The sequence below is a fragment of the Actomonas aquatica genome, assembly GCF_019679435.2.
Taxonomy (GTDB): Bacteria; Verrucomicrobiota; Verrucomicrobiia; order Opitutales; family Opitutaceae; genus Actomonas; species Actomonas aquatica.
In genome coordinates, this window is the sequence record NZ_CP139781.1 from 4,677,447 (window position 1) to 4,694,343 (window position 16,897).

The window sequence follows — 16,897 nt, forward strand, 5'->3', positions numbered from 1 at the left end:
CTCAGCCGCCGAGACCGAGTAGGCGTCGCAACATTTCCACTACATCAATGCTGCTGCCGGGCTTGGACTGCTGGCTCGAACTGGAGCTCGAGCTGCTGGAGGAGCTGCTCGACGAGGACGAAGAGGAAGAGGACGACGACGAACTCGAGGAACTGCTCGATGAGGAGGACGAGGACGATGAGGACGAAGACGAGCTGCTGCTATTGCTCGAGGACGGCGAGCCCATGCTGTTGGACGGTTGGCCCGGCATGGGGTTGAGCTGCGCGAGTTGCGGTTGGCCCTGACCTTGTCCTTGGCCGCTTTGTGACTGCGACTGGGAAGAGGAGGAGGATTGCGACTGGCCCTGGCCCTGGCTGCCAGACTGTTGACCCTGGCTGCCCTGTTGCTGACCCATCTGGCCGAGTTGAGCGAGCGAGCCCTGCTGGCCTTGAGAGCCCTGGCCCTGCTGTCCCATCTGACCCTGTTGGCCGGATTGGGAGCCTTGTTGACCCTGCTGGCCGCCTTGTTGCTGACCCTGCTGGCCGCCTTGTTGCTGACCCTGCTGGCCACCGTTTACGACCATGCTCGGCATGCCGGGCATTTGGCCCTGACCCTGGCCCTGCTGGCCTTGGCCCATGGAGGTGAGTTGGGCGAGTTCTTGGGCGTTGCCGTAGGGATCGACGCCATTGGGGTTGTCGCCCATGCCGTCGCCGCGGTCCGACTGGCCGCCGGTGCCATCGGCGCCTTCCGGGCCGCCGTTTACGACCATGCCTTGGCCACCCATGCCGCCCTGACCACCCATGCCGGGCGGGACCATGCGTGGGTCGTAGGTGTAATACACGACATCGACGATGCTGCTGCCGAGCGCGGCGTTTTTCATGACCAGCGTATTGCGCAGCTCGTGCATGCGGTTTTCGTGCTCACGCACCTCGATTTCCTCCTGCACCGGGCCGAAGAAGTAGGTGAGGTTTTCGTGACGATAGCGCACATACCAACCCTCGTCGGACAGACTCTGGTTGGTGTAATCGATGCCGGGAAATTCTTGTTTAAACTCCTCCGCGGTGAGCTCCCAGGCGGCCTCGATGGCGGAAGTGGGCAACACCATGGTGTAGGCGCGCAGCACCGAGGGCAGGGCGAGCGCGGCGCCGAGACTGAGGAGGGTAAGCAGGCGATGGGCGCGGTTCATGGGGCGGAGAGGCAGGGGAGGGGTTAGAGATTGGACGGGATGTCGACGCCGCGCTCGGTGCCTGAGCTGCGGTTGGCGGTCTGGTTGCCACCGCCGGCGGACTTCACCGCCATGCGGTCCTCACCCTGTTGGGTGCCGTCGACGGCGCGATTGGCGTCGACGACCGGAATATCAGCGGTGGCGAGTTTGGCGCCTTCGTCACCGATTTGCACGGCGCCGGGTTTCTGGAGTTGGCGACCCTGGCGACCGGCGAGAGTCGGGGCTTGTTGGTCGGAGGGCGTGCCGGCCATGCCACCGGGACCTTGTTGGCCCTGCTCGCCGGATTGTTCACCCTGCGGACCTCCGCCACCTTGGCCTTGTTGGCCTTCCTTGCCGCGATCACCCATGTCGAGGGTGGGCAGGGAGGGCAGAGAACCGCTGCCGGAGCCTCCGCCCATTTGTGGAAGCTGGGGCAGGCCGGGAATGCCGCCGGCGCCACCGCCACCCATGGAAGGCATGCCGGGGATGCCGGGCATTTGGGGGCCGGACATGCTGACTTGGGGACCGCCCATGCCATCCATCGGCGAATCGCCGCCCATGCCTTGGCCGCCGCCGCCCTGTTGTTCGCCGGGACCCGGCACGTTTTGGGTGGAGGGCTGTTGCTGGCCGGGCATCTCAAACGGTGCGATGAGGCCCTGCTCCGGGCGTTCCTCGGGCGGGTAGGCGGAGCCATCGAAAATGCTGACGTCGGGGATGGGGCCGTTGACGTTGCGATTGGCGGAGTCGGCGCCGGTGCGTAAGGCGGGGAGTTGCGTCTGGGCCAGCGCTGAGGCCGACCCGAGCAGGCCCGCCGCAACAATCAGGGCCGCGCAGCGCGGGGGGGGCTTGAGCGGGCTCATGGTGAAAGAGAGTGGGGTGATGGGGAGATGGATGGAAGTTGAAACGCGACGCGCCTCAGGAGTCGGCGCGCACGTTGCAGACGACCGAGACCTGATTGGTCGACATCTGTGGGCGCACGCGGAGGGTGAGCACGACGTCGCGGTAGTTTTTCCGGCGCCCGACGACCTCGTAGTCACCGGGCGGCAGAGCGACGGTCTCTTCGCGGATCTTTCCGAGCATGCGGAAGTTGGTGATACTCACCCACGTGCGGTTGTCGGAGAGGAAGGTGAGGCTGACTGGCTTGCTGTTGGTTTCCAGCGTCTCCCGGATGCGTTGCACGTCCGGGGTGATTTCCATGTAGCCGGGCTTGCTGGCCATGGCCTCGTTGAAGCGGCGGATGGCGGCTTGAAAATCGGCGATGTCGACGAGCTGCTGCGTGAGCTCGATGAGTTTCTCGTATTCGAGTTTGGCGCGCACGGTTTTGCCGACGCGGATGAGGCCTTCGATGGCTTCCTCGTGGTCGGGTTCGAGATCAAGAAGTCGCTCGTAGGCCTCGCGGGCGGCGTCCCAATTATAGTCACGCTCGAGGTCGTAGGCCTCGGCGAGGGTGTCGAAGACTTGGGCGTCGTGATGCTGGACGCGGGCGTTTTCGAGCGCCTCGGTGATGTCTTCGCGTTTCGGGTAAACTTCGAGCGCCTCTTCGTAGTGGGTGATGACCTCGTCCCACTTTTCGTCCTCGGCGGCGGCTTCGGCGGCGGCGACGAAGCCGTTGAACTGGGCTTCCTTCTGGTCGGCCTTGGCGCGGGCGGCACCCTGTTGGGCGACGGTGGAATACTGGTCGAGCTCGAACGCTTCTTCGTAGGCGGCGATGGCGGTGTCGAAGTCGGCCACCTCTTCGGCGGTGGCGGCCTGAGTGAGCAGCGCGTGCACCTGTTCGATGGTCTCGGCGCGGTCGAGTCCGCGGAGAGCGGTTTCGTTGGCGCTGTCGTAAGTGAGGGCGGCGCGGAAGGAGGAGTCGGCTGCGGCGCGGTCGCCATCGGTCAGGGCTTTTTGGCCGGCGCGGATGCTGTCGGCGACAAAGGTGGATTTGCGGGTCTCGAAATCTTCGAGGGTGGATTCGGCGCGGTCGAAGGCGCCCCACGCGGCGCGGAAGGAGCCTTGCTCGAGCAGGAGACGACCTTCGCCGATGGCGGCGTAAGCCTGGTCGTAAGCGGTCGGGTCAAATTGCTTCACGCGCTCGGCGGTGCGGAGCCGGCTGTAGAGATCGTCGTAACGCTTGTTGGCGTTCTTCTGCATCTCGACGGTCTCGGTAAACGCCTCCATCTGAGAGATGACGGCTTCGAGCGCGGTGGAGGCCTCGGCGTAGCGCTCATCTTGAATGAGGCTTTCGGCGCTCGTGAAGGCCTTCTCGATCAAAGTGATCTCCTGCACCAGGTTGGGGTGGTTGGCGGGCAGGCGGCGGACGCCGGCGAGGTTTTCTTTGGCCGATTCGTAGGCGAGCTCGGCGCGCCCGCGACTGATGTAGGCGGGTTCACGTTCCACCTCGGCGATGGCGGTGCCGTCGGGGTTGAGGGGCTGCTGGTTCTGGCGGACGGAGTAAAACACCGCCGCGGCCGCCACGAGCACGGCGATGACGGCGATGGCGGCGAAGAGTTTGGTGCGGCCCGAAGTGTCGGCCTGCGCCGCGCCCTGATGGGCGGCTGGATTCCAATCAATGACCCGGTGCTTTGGGTTTGGTTTGTCGGACATGGCGTAGTGGGAGGGTGGGGAAAGCGTTAAGCAGCTTTAGGACTACGGAGTGGGGTATTTGTTCAGTCGACCTGAAGAAATATGAAGAAAGAGCGATCCGCTCGATTTCTCAAGGATGCGGACGGTTTGGATGTGCAGTCGGCCAGGATGCGAGGAGTCATGGCGGGAATTACAGCGGGTGCCTTGCCAATTTAGGGGCAGTGGAACATTGTTTTGGCGGTTTGGGTCAGTGAGAGCCTTCAACTGGCTGTTTTTACCCTCTCGCGACCTTCAACCTTTTTCTTGGACCGACTACCATGTCCCGACTTCGCCTCTCACCCCAGATGCTGAGCTGTTTTTCTCTAGCCGCTGTGCTGCTGACGGCTTCGGGCTGCTACAATGTCCCGGTCACGGGGCGCAAAGCGGTGGCGATGGTGGACGAGCAGGACGTGAAGGAGAAGTCGCTCGTGGAGTGGGAGCAGATGAAGCGCATGCACCGACTGTCGCGCAACCAGGCGCAGATTCGGGTGGTGCAGCAGATCGGTTCGCGGCTCTCGCAAACGGTGTTCTGGGATGTGCCGTTGGCCGACTGGGAGTTCGTGGTCTTCGAGTCGCCCAACATGATCAATGCGTTCGCGCTGCCGGGCGGCAAAGTGGGTGTGTTCTCCGGGCTCATCGATTTTTGTGAAAACGAGGATCAACTCGCCTCGGTGATCGCGCACGAAATCGCCCACGTGGCGGCGAAACACACCCACGAGCGGTTTTCCCAAAACATGCTGCTCTCTCCCCTGAACGCTGCGACCAATGTGGGCGTGGGCATCGGCATCGGCGGGGTGGGGGTCTCCATGCCGAGTGTGGGGCGCGCGGCCGGTTCGGGCGTGCAGTCCGTCACGCAGGCGGCGTTTGACCGCGGCAAGGAATTGGAGGCCGACGAGATCGGGCTCAATTACATGGCTCGCGCCGGATATGATCCGCGGGAGGCCCTGAATTTGCTTATTCGGATGGAAGAAAATCTGGCTGCCCAGGGCGTGAAAGGTCCTCCGGGCTGGCTGGCCAACCATCCGGGCTTCCCCGAACGGCAAATCCGCATCAACGAACTCCTTCCAGCAGCTATCAAAATTTATGAATCCGGCGGCGATTCGACCACTCCCATCATCATCCAATAAACGAGCGATATGGGGGCGCCGTGCAGCGTGCTGGGCTTTGGCCGGCGTGTTGGCGCTGGGGCTTGCCTCCGCGGAAGCAAGCGCGGCGGATCGCGGCAACTCGGAGCCGCCGCGACTGACTCGACCCGTCGAGCCGCAATACCCGCCGGAGCTGCGGGATGCTGGGGTGGAGGGGCAGGTGGACGTGCATTTTCTCGTCGACCGTTACGGCGTGGCGAAGAACCCGGAGATCAGTTACGCGACCCACAAGGAGTTTGGCGAAGCGGTGAAAGCGGTATTGCCGCGTTGGCGTTTTGCGCCGGCCCGCCGCAATGGCACGCCGGTCGATCAACAGGTGCGCATGCCGGTCATGTTTGTGGTCAAGCAGGCCGACCCGCTGAGCAAGTGGGCCGGCCGCAACGTGTTCAAAAAGATGGAAGCAAATCCGCCGGTGAACGCCGATGACCTTGGCGTGTGGCCGGAGCCGAGTGACTGGATCGAGCCGTATTACCCGCCGCAACTCACCGGCACCGGCAAACGCGGCGAAGTGGTGGTGAGTTTTGTGATCGATGAACACGGCGACGTGGTGAATCCCGAGATCGTGGTGGGCGACGACCCTTACTTCATCGCCTCCGCGCTGGCCGCGACCGTGAGCCTCGACTTTTCCCCGCACTTGGATCCCGAGACCGGCGAAGCGATTCCGGTCGAAATGGCAGTCTCCTACCACTTCGACGAGAAGAAGCAGCAGCAGTGGGAGCAGGCGGTGAATACGCCCAAGAACTGAGCTATTTGAGTGGGTCGATCTGCCGCAAAATCGGCCCGGTGGGGTAGACGCGGTCAGGTAGCTGGTTAGGTTGGTCGCGTTTGAACACCCAACCTATCATGAAGTTATTTCGTTCCTCTTCCCTCTCTCTGCGGGCGCTCGCCGCCGGCGCCGTGCTCTCCCTCGCCACGGGTTCCGTGGCGCTCGCCGACGATCACGGCCACGGTCACCACGACGCCGCGACGATGGCTCCCATCGGCTACAAGGCGATCGCCGTGCTCATCGAAGGTAATGATTCCGGCGTCTCCGGCACGGTCACCTTTGAACAGACCAAGGATGGCGTGCGTGTCGTGGCCGACGTGAAGGGCCTCACGCCGGGCAAGCACGGTTTCCACGTGCATCAGAAGGGTGACCTTTCCGCGGCCAACCTCACCTCGACCGGCGGTCACTTCAATCCGACCGGTCACGATCACTCCGGTCCCGATGCCATGATGCGTCACGTGGGTGACCTTGGTAACCTCACGGCCGATGCGTCCGGCCATGCGACGGCGGATTTTGTGGACCACAAATTGGCCCTCGCCGGCGAGCACTCCATCATCGGCCGCGGTGTCATCGTGCACGCGGACGAAGACGACCTCAAGAGCCAGCCCACGGGCAACGCTGGCGGTCGCGTGGCGGGTGGCGTGATCGGCATCATCGGCACGCCGTAAAACGTCGCACCACTCTTCGCTGGTTTGAGAAACGCGTTCGTCGCTCGACGAACGCGTTTTGCGTTAACACAGTGGCGCTTCCCTCTACCCCGCGTTATGCCCGGCCGCTGGCACCTTTATTCCGAAGCCCGATTGCTGCAGACCCGTCTCTGCGATCTCCCGCTGCGCATCGAAGGCGGCATCATCGAAGAGCGTAAACACCGGCTCTACGAGGAACTGGAGGCAAAGGCGTTGCGGTTTCGCCCGCATTTTTGGCTGAGCCAGGAATGGTTCACGCCGGACGGGGTGCCGGGGATCGCGGTGCCGTTTTATTTGGCGCATCCGCGCCTCGTGCGACTGGAACGGCAGTTCATGCTCGAAGCCGAGGGGGCGACGGAAAGCCAGTGCATGCGCATCCTGCGGCACGAAGCCGGACACGCGATCGACAATGCCTTTCGCCTGCACCGGCGGCACCGTTGGAAGGAGCTGTTTGGCTCGTTCAACGATCCCTATCCCGATGCCTACCGACCGCGGCCGGCGAGCAAGCGCTACGTGCACCACCTCAATGGCTGGTATGCGCAGGCACACCCGGCGGAGGATTTTGCCGAGACCTTCGCCGTTTGGCTCACGCCCGGTTACCCGTGGCGCAAACGTTACGCCGGTTGGCCGGCGTTGGAGAAGCTGCTCTATGTCGACGAGTTGATGGGGGAACTGGCGGGCCAGACCGCCCCGGTGCGCACCCGCCGGCAGATCGAGCCGCTGCGTGAAGCCAAAGTCACCCTGGCAGAGCACTACGAGCGCAAGCGGGATCACTACTCGGTCGAGTGGCCCGGCTACTACGATCGCGATCTGCGCCGTATCTTCGAAGTGGATACGGGGAAGAAGGTCAGCGCGACGCGCCCGGCGGCGTCGGCGTTTCTGCGCACCCATCGCCGCGAATTCAGTCGGAAAGTCTCCGAGGCGTCCGGCGTGCCGGCTTACACCATCGACCAATTGTTGAAGAACATGATCGAGCGATGTAGGCAGATGAAGCTGCGCCTGCGGGAGTCGCCCACGCGGACGCGAGAGCAAATGCTGTTGATGCTCACGGTGCATACGATGCACGTTGCCCATGCGGGATATTTCCCGATCGCCGTATGAGTCTGAGTAAACGCCGCCACCTCAAACCCCTCAAAATCCTCGCGCTGATGCACGAGGATCTCGTTCCGCCGGATTCAGTGGAGGGTCTGACCGAAAAACAGATCCAGCCCTTCAAGATGGAGTATGACGTGAAGGTCACGCTCGAGGCGATGGGGCACGAAGTGCATGGCGTGGGCGTTTATAGCGATCTCGGCGTGCTGGCCGATGCGTTGGACGCGGTGCAGCCCGACATCGTGTTCAACATGCTGGAGGAGTTCGACGGGCAGGTGCTCTACGACCAGCACCTGGTGAGTTTTCTCGAGCTGCGCAAGGTGCCCTACACCGGTTGCAATCCCCGTGGACTCACGCTCTCGCACGACAAGGCGCTGTCGAAACGCATACTGGCGCATCATCGCATCCCGGTGCCGGCCTTTGGCGTCTTTCGGCCGGGACGGAAAGTGAAGCGGCCGCAACGGCTGCACTTTCCGCTGTTGGTCAAATCCCTCATCGACGAAGGGTCGGTGGGCATTTCCCGGGCTTCGGTGGTGCGCGATGACGCGGCGCTCGAGGAGCGCGTGGCCCTCATTCATCGCCAGGCCGGCAACCCGGCCATTGCCGAGGAATACATCGCTGGACGTGAGCTCTACATGAGCATCATCGGCAACGAGCGCCTGCAGACCTTCACCCCGTGGGAGCTCATCATGACGCGGTTGCCGGAAGGCGCGCCCAACATCGCGACGAGCAAACTCAAGTGGAGCTACGCGCACCAGGAGCAGGTGGGTCTCGAAACGCGTCCGGCGGAGCTTACGCCGGAGCAACACCGCCGCATCACCGCGCTGTCCAAACGCATTTACCGCGCGTTGTTCCTTTCTGGATACGCGCGGTTGGATTTTCGCATGTCAGAAGACGGCGAATTCTACCTGCTCGAGGCGAATCCCAATCCTTGTCTCGCTTACGGCGAGGATTTTGCGGAAGGCGTGGAGACGGCCGGACTCTGTTACGAGGACCTGCTCGATACGATCCTGCGCAACGGCCTGAACTACCGGCAGCAGTTGTAGCTCGCCCCGTCTGTGCTGGCCGGGCCGCAGGCTAGCCGACGTGGAAAGTCTCGTTGAATTTCTCCTCGGCGGAGACGGAGCCGATGAGCACGAGTTTACCGCCGGGGGGCAGGATGCTTTGCGGGCCGGGTTGCAGCTCGCGACGGTCGTCGCGATCGATGGCGAGGATGGAGCAACCGGTGAGGGTGGGCACTTGGGAGTCGGCCAGGGTGCGGCCGGCGAGCGCGCTGGGAACCGGCGCGGTGAACACGCTCACTCCCTCGGCCAACAGCAGGTTGTCCTCACCGCGCAGGTGGTTGAAGATCACATTCGCGCTCATCGAGGCGTAGGAGAGCACGAGGTCGGCCCCGGCGCGATGGAGGCGAGCGACGTTGGCCTCGTGGGTGCAACGACTGATGATCTGGGTGCGCGGGCGCAGCTTCCGATAGAAGATGGTGAGGAAGATGTTGGTGTCGTCGTCGTGCGTGGTGATGACGATGGAAGTGGCGTCGTGCATGCCGGCCTTCACCACGACTTCAAATTCCGCGCCGTCGCCGATGTGGGTGCGCTCGGGAAATTCCACGCGGCCGGCGTCCTTTTCGATAATCGACCAGGTGATGTCGCGTTCATCGAGGGCGCGGGCGGTGGCCCGGCCGACGCGACCGCCGCCGACGATGACGACGCTGGGCTTGCTGGCGGCTTTGTCGGGATCGGTCGGCGCGGTGTGGGCGTAGATCGCGTTGTAGGTGGCAATCTGCGGGACCGTGCCGGCGAGGATGAACAAGGTCTTTTCGTCGAAGGTGAACGCCGGGGAGGGCGGCACCAGGTTGCCGTGGTCCCATACGCCGACGACGCTCAGGCCAGTGTCGTTGCGCAGGCCGGAAGCGGCGAGAGTCTGGCCTTCGAGGGAGGTGCCGTGGGCGCTGGCTTCGGCGATGACGAGTTCGCCGAGATTGCCGATGGGCTGGGCGATGGAGTTGCCCACCAGCACGCGCCGGGAGAGCGCCTGTCCCATCATGTCGTTGAGGGAGAGCAGGTGGCTGACACCGGCGAGTTCCAACACATCGCGAGCGGCTGACGAGCGGGCCGAAGTGATGACGGGCACCGATTCGGACACCTCGCGCACCGAGAAAGTGACGTTGGTATTGATGACGTCGCTCAAGGTGGAGACGACCATGGCGGCGCGATCCACGCGTAGGCGGCGGTAGGTTTCCGGATCGCTCAAATCTCCCACCACCACGGGCACCCCACGGTCATGCAGCTCGAGCGCTTCGGTCAGGGTGGGCACCAGTGTGTAGAACGGGTAGTGGTGCTTCTCCAGCAAGCGGGTAAGCAGCTTGGTGGTCGGCCCGTGCATGGTGAGGATGACGTGGCGCTCGGTCTCGGCCGGCAGTTCCCGGGGGGCGCGGGCCGCCGCCTGGGCTTTCATCCAGGGAGCGTAGAAAAACTCGATGAAGGTGAAGGGCAGTAGCACCAGCAGGAAGATCACGCCGGTGCCGAGCACGATGATGGAAAACCCACGGCCCAGATCGGTGTGAAAGGTGATGTCGCCGAACCCGAGTGTGCTCATCACGGTGAGCGTCCAGTAAAAGCCGGTGATCCACGAGTAGTGCTGGCCCTCCCGCTCCATCAGGATGTGGAAGATCACCGTGAACGCGCCCACCAGGATCGCCAACAGGAGCAACAGCTTGCCCAAGGTAAGCAGGTTGCTGCGGCTGGTGCGGCTTTCGAGGAAGGTCGTGAGGACGGATCCGATGGCTTTCATGCTCGGGCAGGGAGGGGGCGGCGGGGACGCCGTTGCGAGGAAAGGTGCGAGAGGCTTCACGGCGGCGGCAACCCAAACCGGCCGGTCTCGGCGATTGGGGTTGCGCCGGAGCCCGGACCCTTAGGCTGGGCGTATGGAATCCAGTTCTCCCTATGCTCAATCGGTGCGGGTGCTCGCGATCGGTGGCACGATCGACAAGGTCTATTTTGACGCCAAGAGCGACTACGAGATCGGCGAGCCGCAGGCGGGAGCGATCCTGCACGAGGCAGGCGTGGCGTTTGACTTCGTGGTGGAGAGCGTGCTGCGCAAAGACAGCCTCGCGATGACCGATGAGGACCGGACGCTGGTGCGGGCACGCGTGGAGGCCGCGCCGGAGAAACACATTCTGATCACGCATGGCACCGACACCATGACCGAGACTGCCAAGGCGCTCGGCGAACAGACCGACAAGGTGGTGGTGTTCACCGGCTCGATGTTGCCCGCGCGTTTTCGGCAGAACGATGCGCTCTTCAATCTCGGTTGTGCGGTGGGCGGACTGCAGGCGCTGCCGCCGGGCGTTTACATCGCCATGAACGGCTGCCTGTGGCCGGCGCATCGCGTGCGCAAAAATCGCGAGGCGGGGCGCTTCGAATTGATCGCCGGCTGAGCCTCGGGCGCTTGTCTGACAGATCGGCAGATTTGGCCGATGGACACGGCCACCGCGCGTGCGCAGCTTAGGCGGCATGTTACCCCCTTTTCGTCGGATGGCCGTCGCGGCCGTCCTCGCTCTTTCGACCCTGGCCGTCGCAGCGGCGGCTGATCGCCCCAACATCATCTTCGTCATGGCCGATGACCTCGGCTACGGCGACCTCGGTTGCTACGGGCAGGAACTCATCGCCACGCCGCGCCTCGATCAGATGGCGGCCGAGGGCATGCGGTTCACCCAATTTTATGCCGGGGCCTCGGTCTGCGCGCCGTCGCGAGCGGTGTTGATGACGGGACAACACACCGGCCACGTGAGTGTGCGCGGCAACGCCAGCAAAGAAATCCAGCGCCTCGGCGATGACGATGTCACGGTGGGCGCCGTATTGCAGGATGCCGGCTACGACACCGCACTCATCGGCAAGTGGGGCCTGGGTGAAGCCGACACGACCTCACACCCCAACGACAAGGGCTTCGACCATTTCTTCGGTTTCACCAACCAGACTCAGGCCCACAACTACTACCCGGTTTACCTGTGGCGCCAGCGCGTGCAGGTGCCGCTGCGCAATGAAGTGCAGGTGGCCAAGCGCGCCGGTTCCAACTACCACGGCGGCTACGCCATCAAACGCGTCGACTACAGCCACGACCTGTTTTTCGACGATGCCTTGGCGTGGATCAGCGAACCGCGTGACGAACCGTTTTTCCTCTACCTCTCACCCACCATTCCGCACGCCAACAACGAGGCGACCAACGATCTCGGCGACGGTCAGGAGGTGCCGGACTACGGCGACTACGCCGACCGCGATTGGCCGACTCCGGCCAAAGGACAGGCGGCGATGATCAGCCGACTCGACCGCGACGTGGGTCGTCTGCTGGATCGCTTGGCGGAGCTCGGTCTCGACGAAAATACGATCGTGTTTTTCACCTCCGACAACGGTCCGCATGACGAAGGCGGTTTCGACATCCGTCGCTTCCGTCCCGCCGGACCCTTGCGCGGCATCAAGCGCGACCTCTACGAAGGCGGCATTCGGGAGCCGCTCATCGCGCGTTGGCCGGGGCGGATTCCCGCCGGCACGGTGAATGACCATATCGGCTACTTCGGCGATGTGCTCGCGACCTGCGCCGACCTCGCCGGGGTGGAGCCGCCGGCCGGACTGGATTCGATTTCGATGGTGCCGACGCTATTGGGCGAAGCGGACGCGACGCAGGCGAAGCACGACTACCTGTATTGGGAATTTTACGAGCAGGGCGGCAAACAGGCCATCCGGCGGGGCGATTGGAAACTCGTGCGGCGTGGGCTGTTTGAGGGGCCCCTGGAACTCTACAACTTGGCCGACGATATTGGTGAAACGACCAACCTCATCGCTGAACATCCCGCCGTCGCCGCCGAACTCGAAGAGTTGATGCAAGCGGCGCACCGCCCCGACCCGCGTTGGCAGGTGCGCGGCACCCCGCCACCTCCACCACCTCCGCCGCCCGCGGCTCAGTAGCGGCTGATCACAAACCACATCACCCAGGTCAATGACAGGGTGTAGGCGGCCATGCCGCCGAGACCGCAGGCCTGGAGGAACGGGTTGCCCCAGCCGAAGAAGGTGATGAGGCCGAGGACGCTGTTGCCCAGAATCATGAGGAACCAGTAGTCCCGGCGGCGGCGACTGGGGCGGATTTCGATGGGCTCCAGATCGGGAAACTCCAGCGCGTCTGGATCGTCGCCCGGCAGCGGCGGGCGGGTGCCGTCGCCGGCGGCTTGGCGCAGGGCCCACACATCGTGATCGGGGGAGGCTTCGCCGCGCGGGATGGGTGGGTTGGTGACGGTGAAGTCGGTCTTCGGTTTCAGCTTGAACGGCGAGCGGGTGGTCCCGGGATCAGGCGGGGGTGGGGTGGAGTCGGGGGACGGTTTTTCGGGCATGGGCCAGTGCTCGGATGGCAAAGCGCATTCGCCGCGGCAGGGAAAGCTTGGAAACTGCGTAGTGGGGGCTGGGGCGGGCGCGGAGTGTCGTCACGCAATTGTTGCTCTGCTCGAATTGACAGGGAGCGGATGAGCGGGCCTCTTTGCGTTCGTTCCCGCCTAGCGGGAACTTTGGGGTTACCAAGAAAACAAATGGCCGGTCGCTTAGGGGTAGGCGACCGGCCAACTTTTTGGCCAAGCGCGACGCGCGCGGCAGCGGCGGGATTTAGGCTTTGGGTTTTGGTGATTTCCCGCTACGGCATGGATCACCCCACCCTTGTTGTCCCCGTTCCGCTCAACGCCCCATGAGCTCTGCCATCCCTGCTCGTCCCGCTTCCAGCCCCACCACCAGCTTTCGCATCCGCCCGCGCTTCGAAGAGATTCTGCCGGATTCCCCCGAGGAGGTGCGCGAACGCCTGCTCACCGCCTTTGGCGCCGACACGACGTTTTTTGAAGTGAAAACCTACGACGGATTTGTGGGCATCCACATCTGCGGTGAGGAACGCCACCGCTGGTCGCCGCGATTGCACCTCAGCATCGATGCGGCGGACGGAGGCTGCACCCACGTGCGTGGCGTGTATGGACCGGAGTTGGAGGTGTGGGCGTTTTTCATCTACGGCTACGTGATGTGCGGTTTGCTCGGAATGTTCGCGGCGATCTACGGCTGCGCTCAGCTCTTCATCGGCCAGTCGCCGTGGGGCCTGTGGGTGACCGGGGGCATGGCGTTGATCGCGGTGGGTTTGTATCTCGTTGCGCAGCTGGGACAAAAGCTGGCGTCCTGTCAGACCCTGCGGCTGCATCAGGCTTACCATCAGGCCGTCGGCACCGCGCCGCAGTGTGGCTGAGTGTAAGTAGGGGAATTGCGAACCGCTGGCGGAAAAAGCCTACGTAATCCTTCCTCACCGTCGATTTTGACAAAAACGAAAGGGTGCGTGATGCTCTGTCCTGTTCCCGCTTAGCGGGGACATTTTGGGGTAACTAAGAAAGCAAATGGCCGGTCACTTAGGGGTAGGTGACCGGCCAACTTCTTTTATGGGGGGAAGAGGCCCGCGGACGAGGATGGGCTCAGGTTCGGGAGAGGGAGCGTTGCAAGGGAAGTCCTGTGCGGGAGCCGCGGCGGAGCGCAGCGAACCCGCGTCGACTCGATGGCGGTTGTTCGGCCGCGCCTTCGCCTCGGGCTCAAGCGCAGCTACTTCTCTGCATTGGGGCCGGTTTAACCGGTTGATACGGTGGGGATTGGCCACGTGGGGGGATGTCCGAAGCCATGGCGAGTCGGCTCCAGATTCAAACGGACTTAGTAGAATTACCCAATGTTGAGGGCGAATGACCCTACAATTAGGGGGCCGAATAGAGGCGCCGCCTAGGTCTTTAAGGCTTGGGCTTGGGGAGGGGAGCAGCCCTGTTTGGGTGCAGGTCCTCTGCATCTAGTCGCCCCGGATAATGCCCTCTGGAAGCGGCTATTCCTTCTGCTCTCTCCGCTTTCAACGCCCCGCCTCTCTATGCCTATCGCAAACGGCACTTGTGCATCGGCGAGTGTATATACCCCGCGAGGGGCGCGCTGCATTCGTTTCTGACGACTTCAAGGTGATGATAGGCAACCACATGTGGTTTTTGAACCGGTTTGCTAGCAGCTTATTATCAGGAAAAGTGCAGCTAATTGGCTTTGTAGTGACCCATTTGTCTCCACCGCTTCGCACTGATGGAGGCAGCGATTTCCCCTCTCTTTTCTCCGCTTTCAGCACCTCAGCCCATTTTAGCCGACACCGTTCATGAACATGCACCTGCCCATCCTATCCCGCCGTGGTTTTTTCATCCGCCGACTCCTTGTGTTGTTCGGTGCGTTGGGGCTGCTGGCGACTCTGTCTCATGCTCAGGCCATCACCAGCGTGGTGCCGGGTTATCTCAGTTACCAAGGTAAGGTAACCGATGCTTCCGGAAATCCGTTGGGGGCCAGTCCTTCTCCCATCAACCGCACGGTGACCTTCCGCATCTGGACGCATCCGACCAATAGCGCGGCCGCCGATCTGATCTACGCGGAGACGCAGACGGTCACCATCTCGGACGGCGAGTTCAGCGTGCTCATCGGCCAAGGCTCAGCCGTGTCGGATCAGCCTTTGGGCTTCGATGAATCCGGCAAAGGTCCTCCCACTCTGACGCCGACTTCCGCCGTGGTCTTCAACTCGCCCGATCGTTATCTGGGCGTGACCATCGATGACGGTTCCAGCGCGGCCGATCCGGAAATCGCGCCGCGCCAACGCCTGGTCAGTTCGGCTTATGCGGTGCGGGCGAAATACGCCGAGGTCGTCGGTTCCAACGGCAACTCCAGCATTGTCGCGGCGGACAATGGCAACGTCGGTATCGGCACCGCCAATCCGACCGCCAAACTCGATGTCGCGGGCAGCATGCGCGTGGGCAACTCCAACTTCGTTGCGACGGATTCCGGTAACATCGGCATCGGCACGGCCAACCCGGCCGCGAAGCTCGATGTCGCGGGATCCATGCGGGTGGGTGGGGCCAGTGTGCTCGACACCGTTTTTTCCCTCATGTCGGGTTCGGACACGGAGGTCGGCTTGGAGATCAAGTCGTTCGGTGATGGCAATCACTCTTGGATCCACACGGGTAACGGCGGCGACCTCTATCTTGGCTCGGGCAACGGGCCGAGCGCGCAGTTGATCAACGGCAACAATGACGTGATCTTCTTCAATTCGGCCTTTGCTGACAAAGGCTTCTCCACCACGGGCCAGCGCTTGACTCACCCCGAGGGCGCTTGGCTGGAGTGGAACAAGGATAACAGCCAAAAGAAGACCTACCTGCTCAACCAACCGGGGGCGGCTGCGGGCGGAATCGTATTCGGCAAGATTGATGGGGCCAATTCGTGGTCTGAGCAGATGACGATCTTCGGTGATGGTCGGGTGGGCATCAATTCGGGACCGTCGGGTCAGTTGACGATCCGAAACGGTGCCGGGGGCACCGAGTCGATTAAGTTGTATTCAAGTAGTGGACACTCTGAGCTTCAGCTCCATGTGGGGAATTTGTTTGGCCAAACGGATTCGGCCTCCAACACCCAGCTCGCCATGTTTGAAATGCCGGGCGGAGGAAAGATCGGCTTTTGGGATCACGTGGTTCTTCAATATGGCCGTGTGGGTATTGGCACGACGAATCCCCAAGTGCCGCTTCATGTGGTCGACTCGGTATCCATGGGTCTGCCGGAATACCGGTATCTCGCCAGAAGCGGAAGCAATCTTGTATCCGGTGAGTCGGGCAACATTTCGATTTGGGCCAATGGTCGCGTGGTTTGTGAAGAAGTGAACGCGATCTCGGATGAGCGCGTGAAGGTTATCGAGGGCGTGTCTGATAGCGCCAGTGACTTGATCACCCTCATGGAGCTGCGCGTGACGGATTATCATCTCAAGGACACGATTGGCCGGGGAATGGCGTCGGAAAAGAAGGTGATCGCGCAGCAGGTGGAGACCGTGTTCCCCCAAGCCATCAGCGAGAACACGGGAGTCATTCCCAATTTTTACCAAAGGGCAGCCGTCGCCGATGGTTGGGTTTCGATCGAGACCGATTTGGCGGTGGGTGATCGGGTTCGCTTGATCGATGACGCGTCCGACGAAAAGAAATCCAAGATCGATCGTGTTTTCGAGGTGCGGGAGGTCGCTCAAGGACGCTTCCGCGTGGACCTCCCGCCGGAGACCAAGGAGGTTTTTGTCTTTGGTCAGGAAGTCGATGATCTGCGTGTGGTCGACTACGATGCGATCGCGATGCTCAACGTCTCCGCGACGCAAGAGATCAAGCGCGAGAAGGACGCCGAGATCGCTGAATTGCGCGCCGCGAATGCAGCTTTGGCCGAGCGGGTGGCTGCGCTCGAAGAGCGCAATCGTCACTGGAAGCTGAAGCTCACCGCCATCGAAGAAATGCTGCGCGCCGGCAACGTGGCGCAGACGCCCGCGACGGCCAAAACGACCTCCTCATCGGACGAAGAGTAAGCCCGCCTGC

The 16,897-nt window shown here is 62.8% G+C and carries 14 protein-coding genes; 9 read left to right on the forward strand and 5 right to left on the reverse strand.

Features of this window, described 5'->3' with window-relative positions:
- Position 1: 1 nt before the first annotated feature.
- Genes K1X11_RS17950 through K1X11_RS17960 form a run of 3 tightly spaced genes read right to left on the reverse strand, consistent with a single transcriptional unit; the run spans position 2 to position 3,772 of the window.
- Positions 2-1,165 carry a hypothetical protein gene (locus K1X11_RS17950; protein WP_221030537.1) on the reverse strand — a complete coding sequence of 388 codons (1,164 nt, stop codon included), beginning with the start codon at positions 1,163-1,165 and terminating at the stop codon, positions 2-4.
- Between the two features lie 23 nt (positions 1,166-1,188).
- Complete coding sequence (locus K1X11_RS17955) at positions 1,189-2,043, reverse strand: hypothetical protein (protein ID WP_221030538.1); 855 nt, start codon at positions 2,041-2,043, stop codon at positions 1,189-1,191.
- 55 nt (positions 2,044-2,098) lie between these two features.
- Complete coding sequence (locus K1X11_RS17960; protein ID WP_221030539.1) at positions 2,099-3,772, reverse strand: tetratricopeptide repeat protein; 1,674 nt, start codon at positions 3,770-3,772, stop codon at positions 2,099-2,101.
- Between the two features lie 296 nt (positions 3,773-4,068).
- On the opposite strand from K1X11_RS17960, the gene K1X11_RS17965 reads away from it, so the two are divergent.
- The 5 genes from K1X11_RS17965 (at position 4,069) to K1X11_RS17985 (ending at position 8,525) form a co-directional block, all read left to right on the forward strand.
- Positions 4,069-4,917, forward strand: a complete 849-nt coding sequence (locus tag K1X11_RS17965) for a M48 family metallopeptidase (protein ID WP_221030540.1) — start codon at positions 4,069-4,071, stop codon at positions 4,915-4,917.
- A gap of 46 nt (positions 4,918-4,963) precedes the next feature.
- Positions 4,964-5,680 carry a TonB family protein gene (locus K1X11_RS17970; protein ID WP_324726170.1) on the forward strand — a complete coding sequence of 239 codons (717 nt, stop codon included), beginning with the start codon at positions 4,964-4,966 and terminating at the stop codon, positions 5,678-5,680.
- Positions 5,681-5,778: 98 nt separating this feature from the next.
- Entirely contained in the window at positions 5,779-6,369 is a 591-nt protein-coding gene (locus K1X11_RS17975) for a superoxide dismutase family protein (protein ID WP_221030542.1), read from the forward strand.
- 96 nt (positions 6,370-6,465) lie between these two features.
- Entirely contained in the window at positions 6,466-7,488 is a 1,023-nt protein-coding gene (locus K1X11_RS17980; RefSeq protein WP_221030543.1) for a putative zinc-binding metallopeptidase, read from the forward strand.
- Positions 7,485-8,525, forward strand: a complete 1,041-nt coding sequence (locus tag K1X11_RS17985) for a D-alanine--D-alanine ligase family protein (protein WP_221030544.1) — start codon at positions 7,485-7,487, stop codon at positions 8,523-8,525. Before K1X11_RS17980 ends, K1X11_RS17985 begins: the two co-directional genes overlap by 4 nt.
- A 31-nt stretch (positions 8,526-8,556) precedes the next feature.
- Here K1X11_RS17985 and K1X11_RS17990 read toward each other — a convergent pair whose 3' ends face one another.
- Positions 8,557-10,269 (reverse strand): potassium channel family protein, encoded by a 1,713-nt coding sequence (locus K1X11_RS17990; RefSeq protein ID WP_221030545.1) that lies wholly within the window; start codon positions 10,267-10,269, stop codon positions 8,557-8,559.
- Between the two features lie 133 nt (positions 10,270-10,402).
- On the opposite strand from K1X11_RS17990, the gene K1X11_RS17995 reads away from it, so the two are divergent.
- Together K1X11_RS17995 and K1X11_RS18000 are read left to right on the forward strand one after the other, a co-directional pair.
- A complete protein-coding gene (locus K1X11_RS17995; RefSeq protein ID WP_221030546.1) occupies positions 10,403-10,915 on the forward strand; it encodes an asparaginase domain-containing protein in 513 nt (170 codons plus the stop codon).
- A gap of 97 nt (positions 10,916-11,012) precedes the next feature.
- Positions 11,013-12,440, forward strand: a complete 1,428-nt coding sequence (locus K1X11_RS18000; RefSeq protein ID WP_221030547.1) for an arylsulfatase — start codon at positions 11,013-11,015, stop codon at positions 12,438-12,440.
- On the opposite strand, the gene K1X11_RS18005 is transcribed toward K1X11_RS18000, so the two are convergent.
- Complete coding sequence (locus tag K1X11_RS18005; RefSeq protein ID WP_221030548.1) at positions 12,434-12,859, reverse strand: hypothetical protein; 426 nt, start codon at positions 12,857-12,859, stop codon at positions 12,434-12,436. The two genes, K1X11_RS18000 and K1X11_RS18005, sit on opposite strands and share 7 nt — an antisense overlap.
- A 344-nt stretch (positions 12,860-13,203) precedes the next feature.
- Between K1X11_RS18005 and K1X11_RS18010 the strand changes: the two genes are divergently transcribed.
- Positions 13,204-13,743, forward strand: coding sequence for a hypothetical protein (locus K1X11_RS18010; RefSeq protein WP_221030549.1), 540 nt, complete (start codon positions 13,204-13,206; stop codon positions 13,741-13,743).
- Between the two features lie 930 nt (positions 13,744-14,673).
- Positions 14,674-16,887, forward strand: coding sequence for a tail fiber domain-containing protein (locus tag K1X11_RS18015; protein ID WP_221030550.1), 2,214 nt, complete (start codon positions 14,674-14,676; stop codon positions 16,885-16,887).
- Positions 16,888-16,897 lie beyond the last annotated feature (10 nt).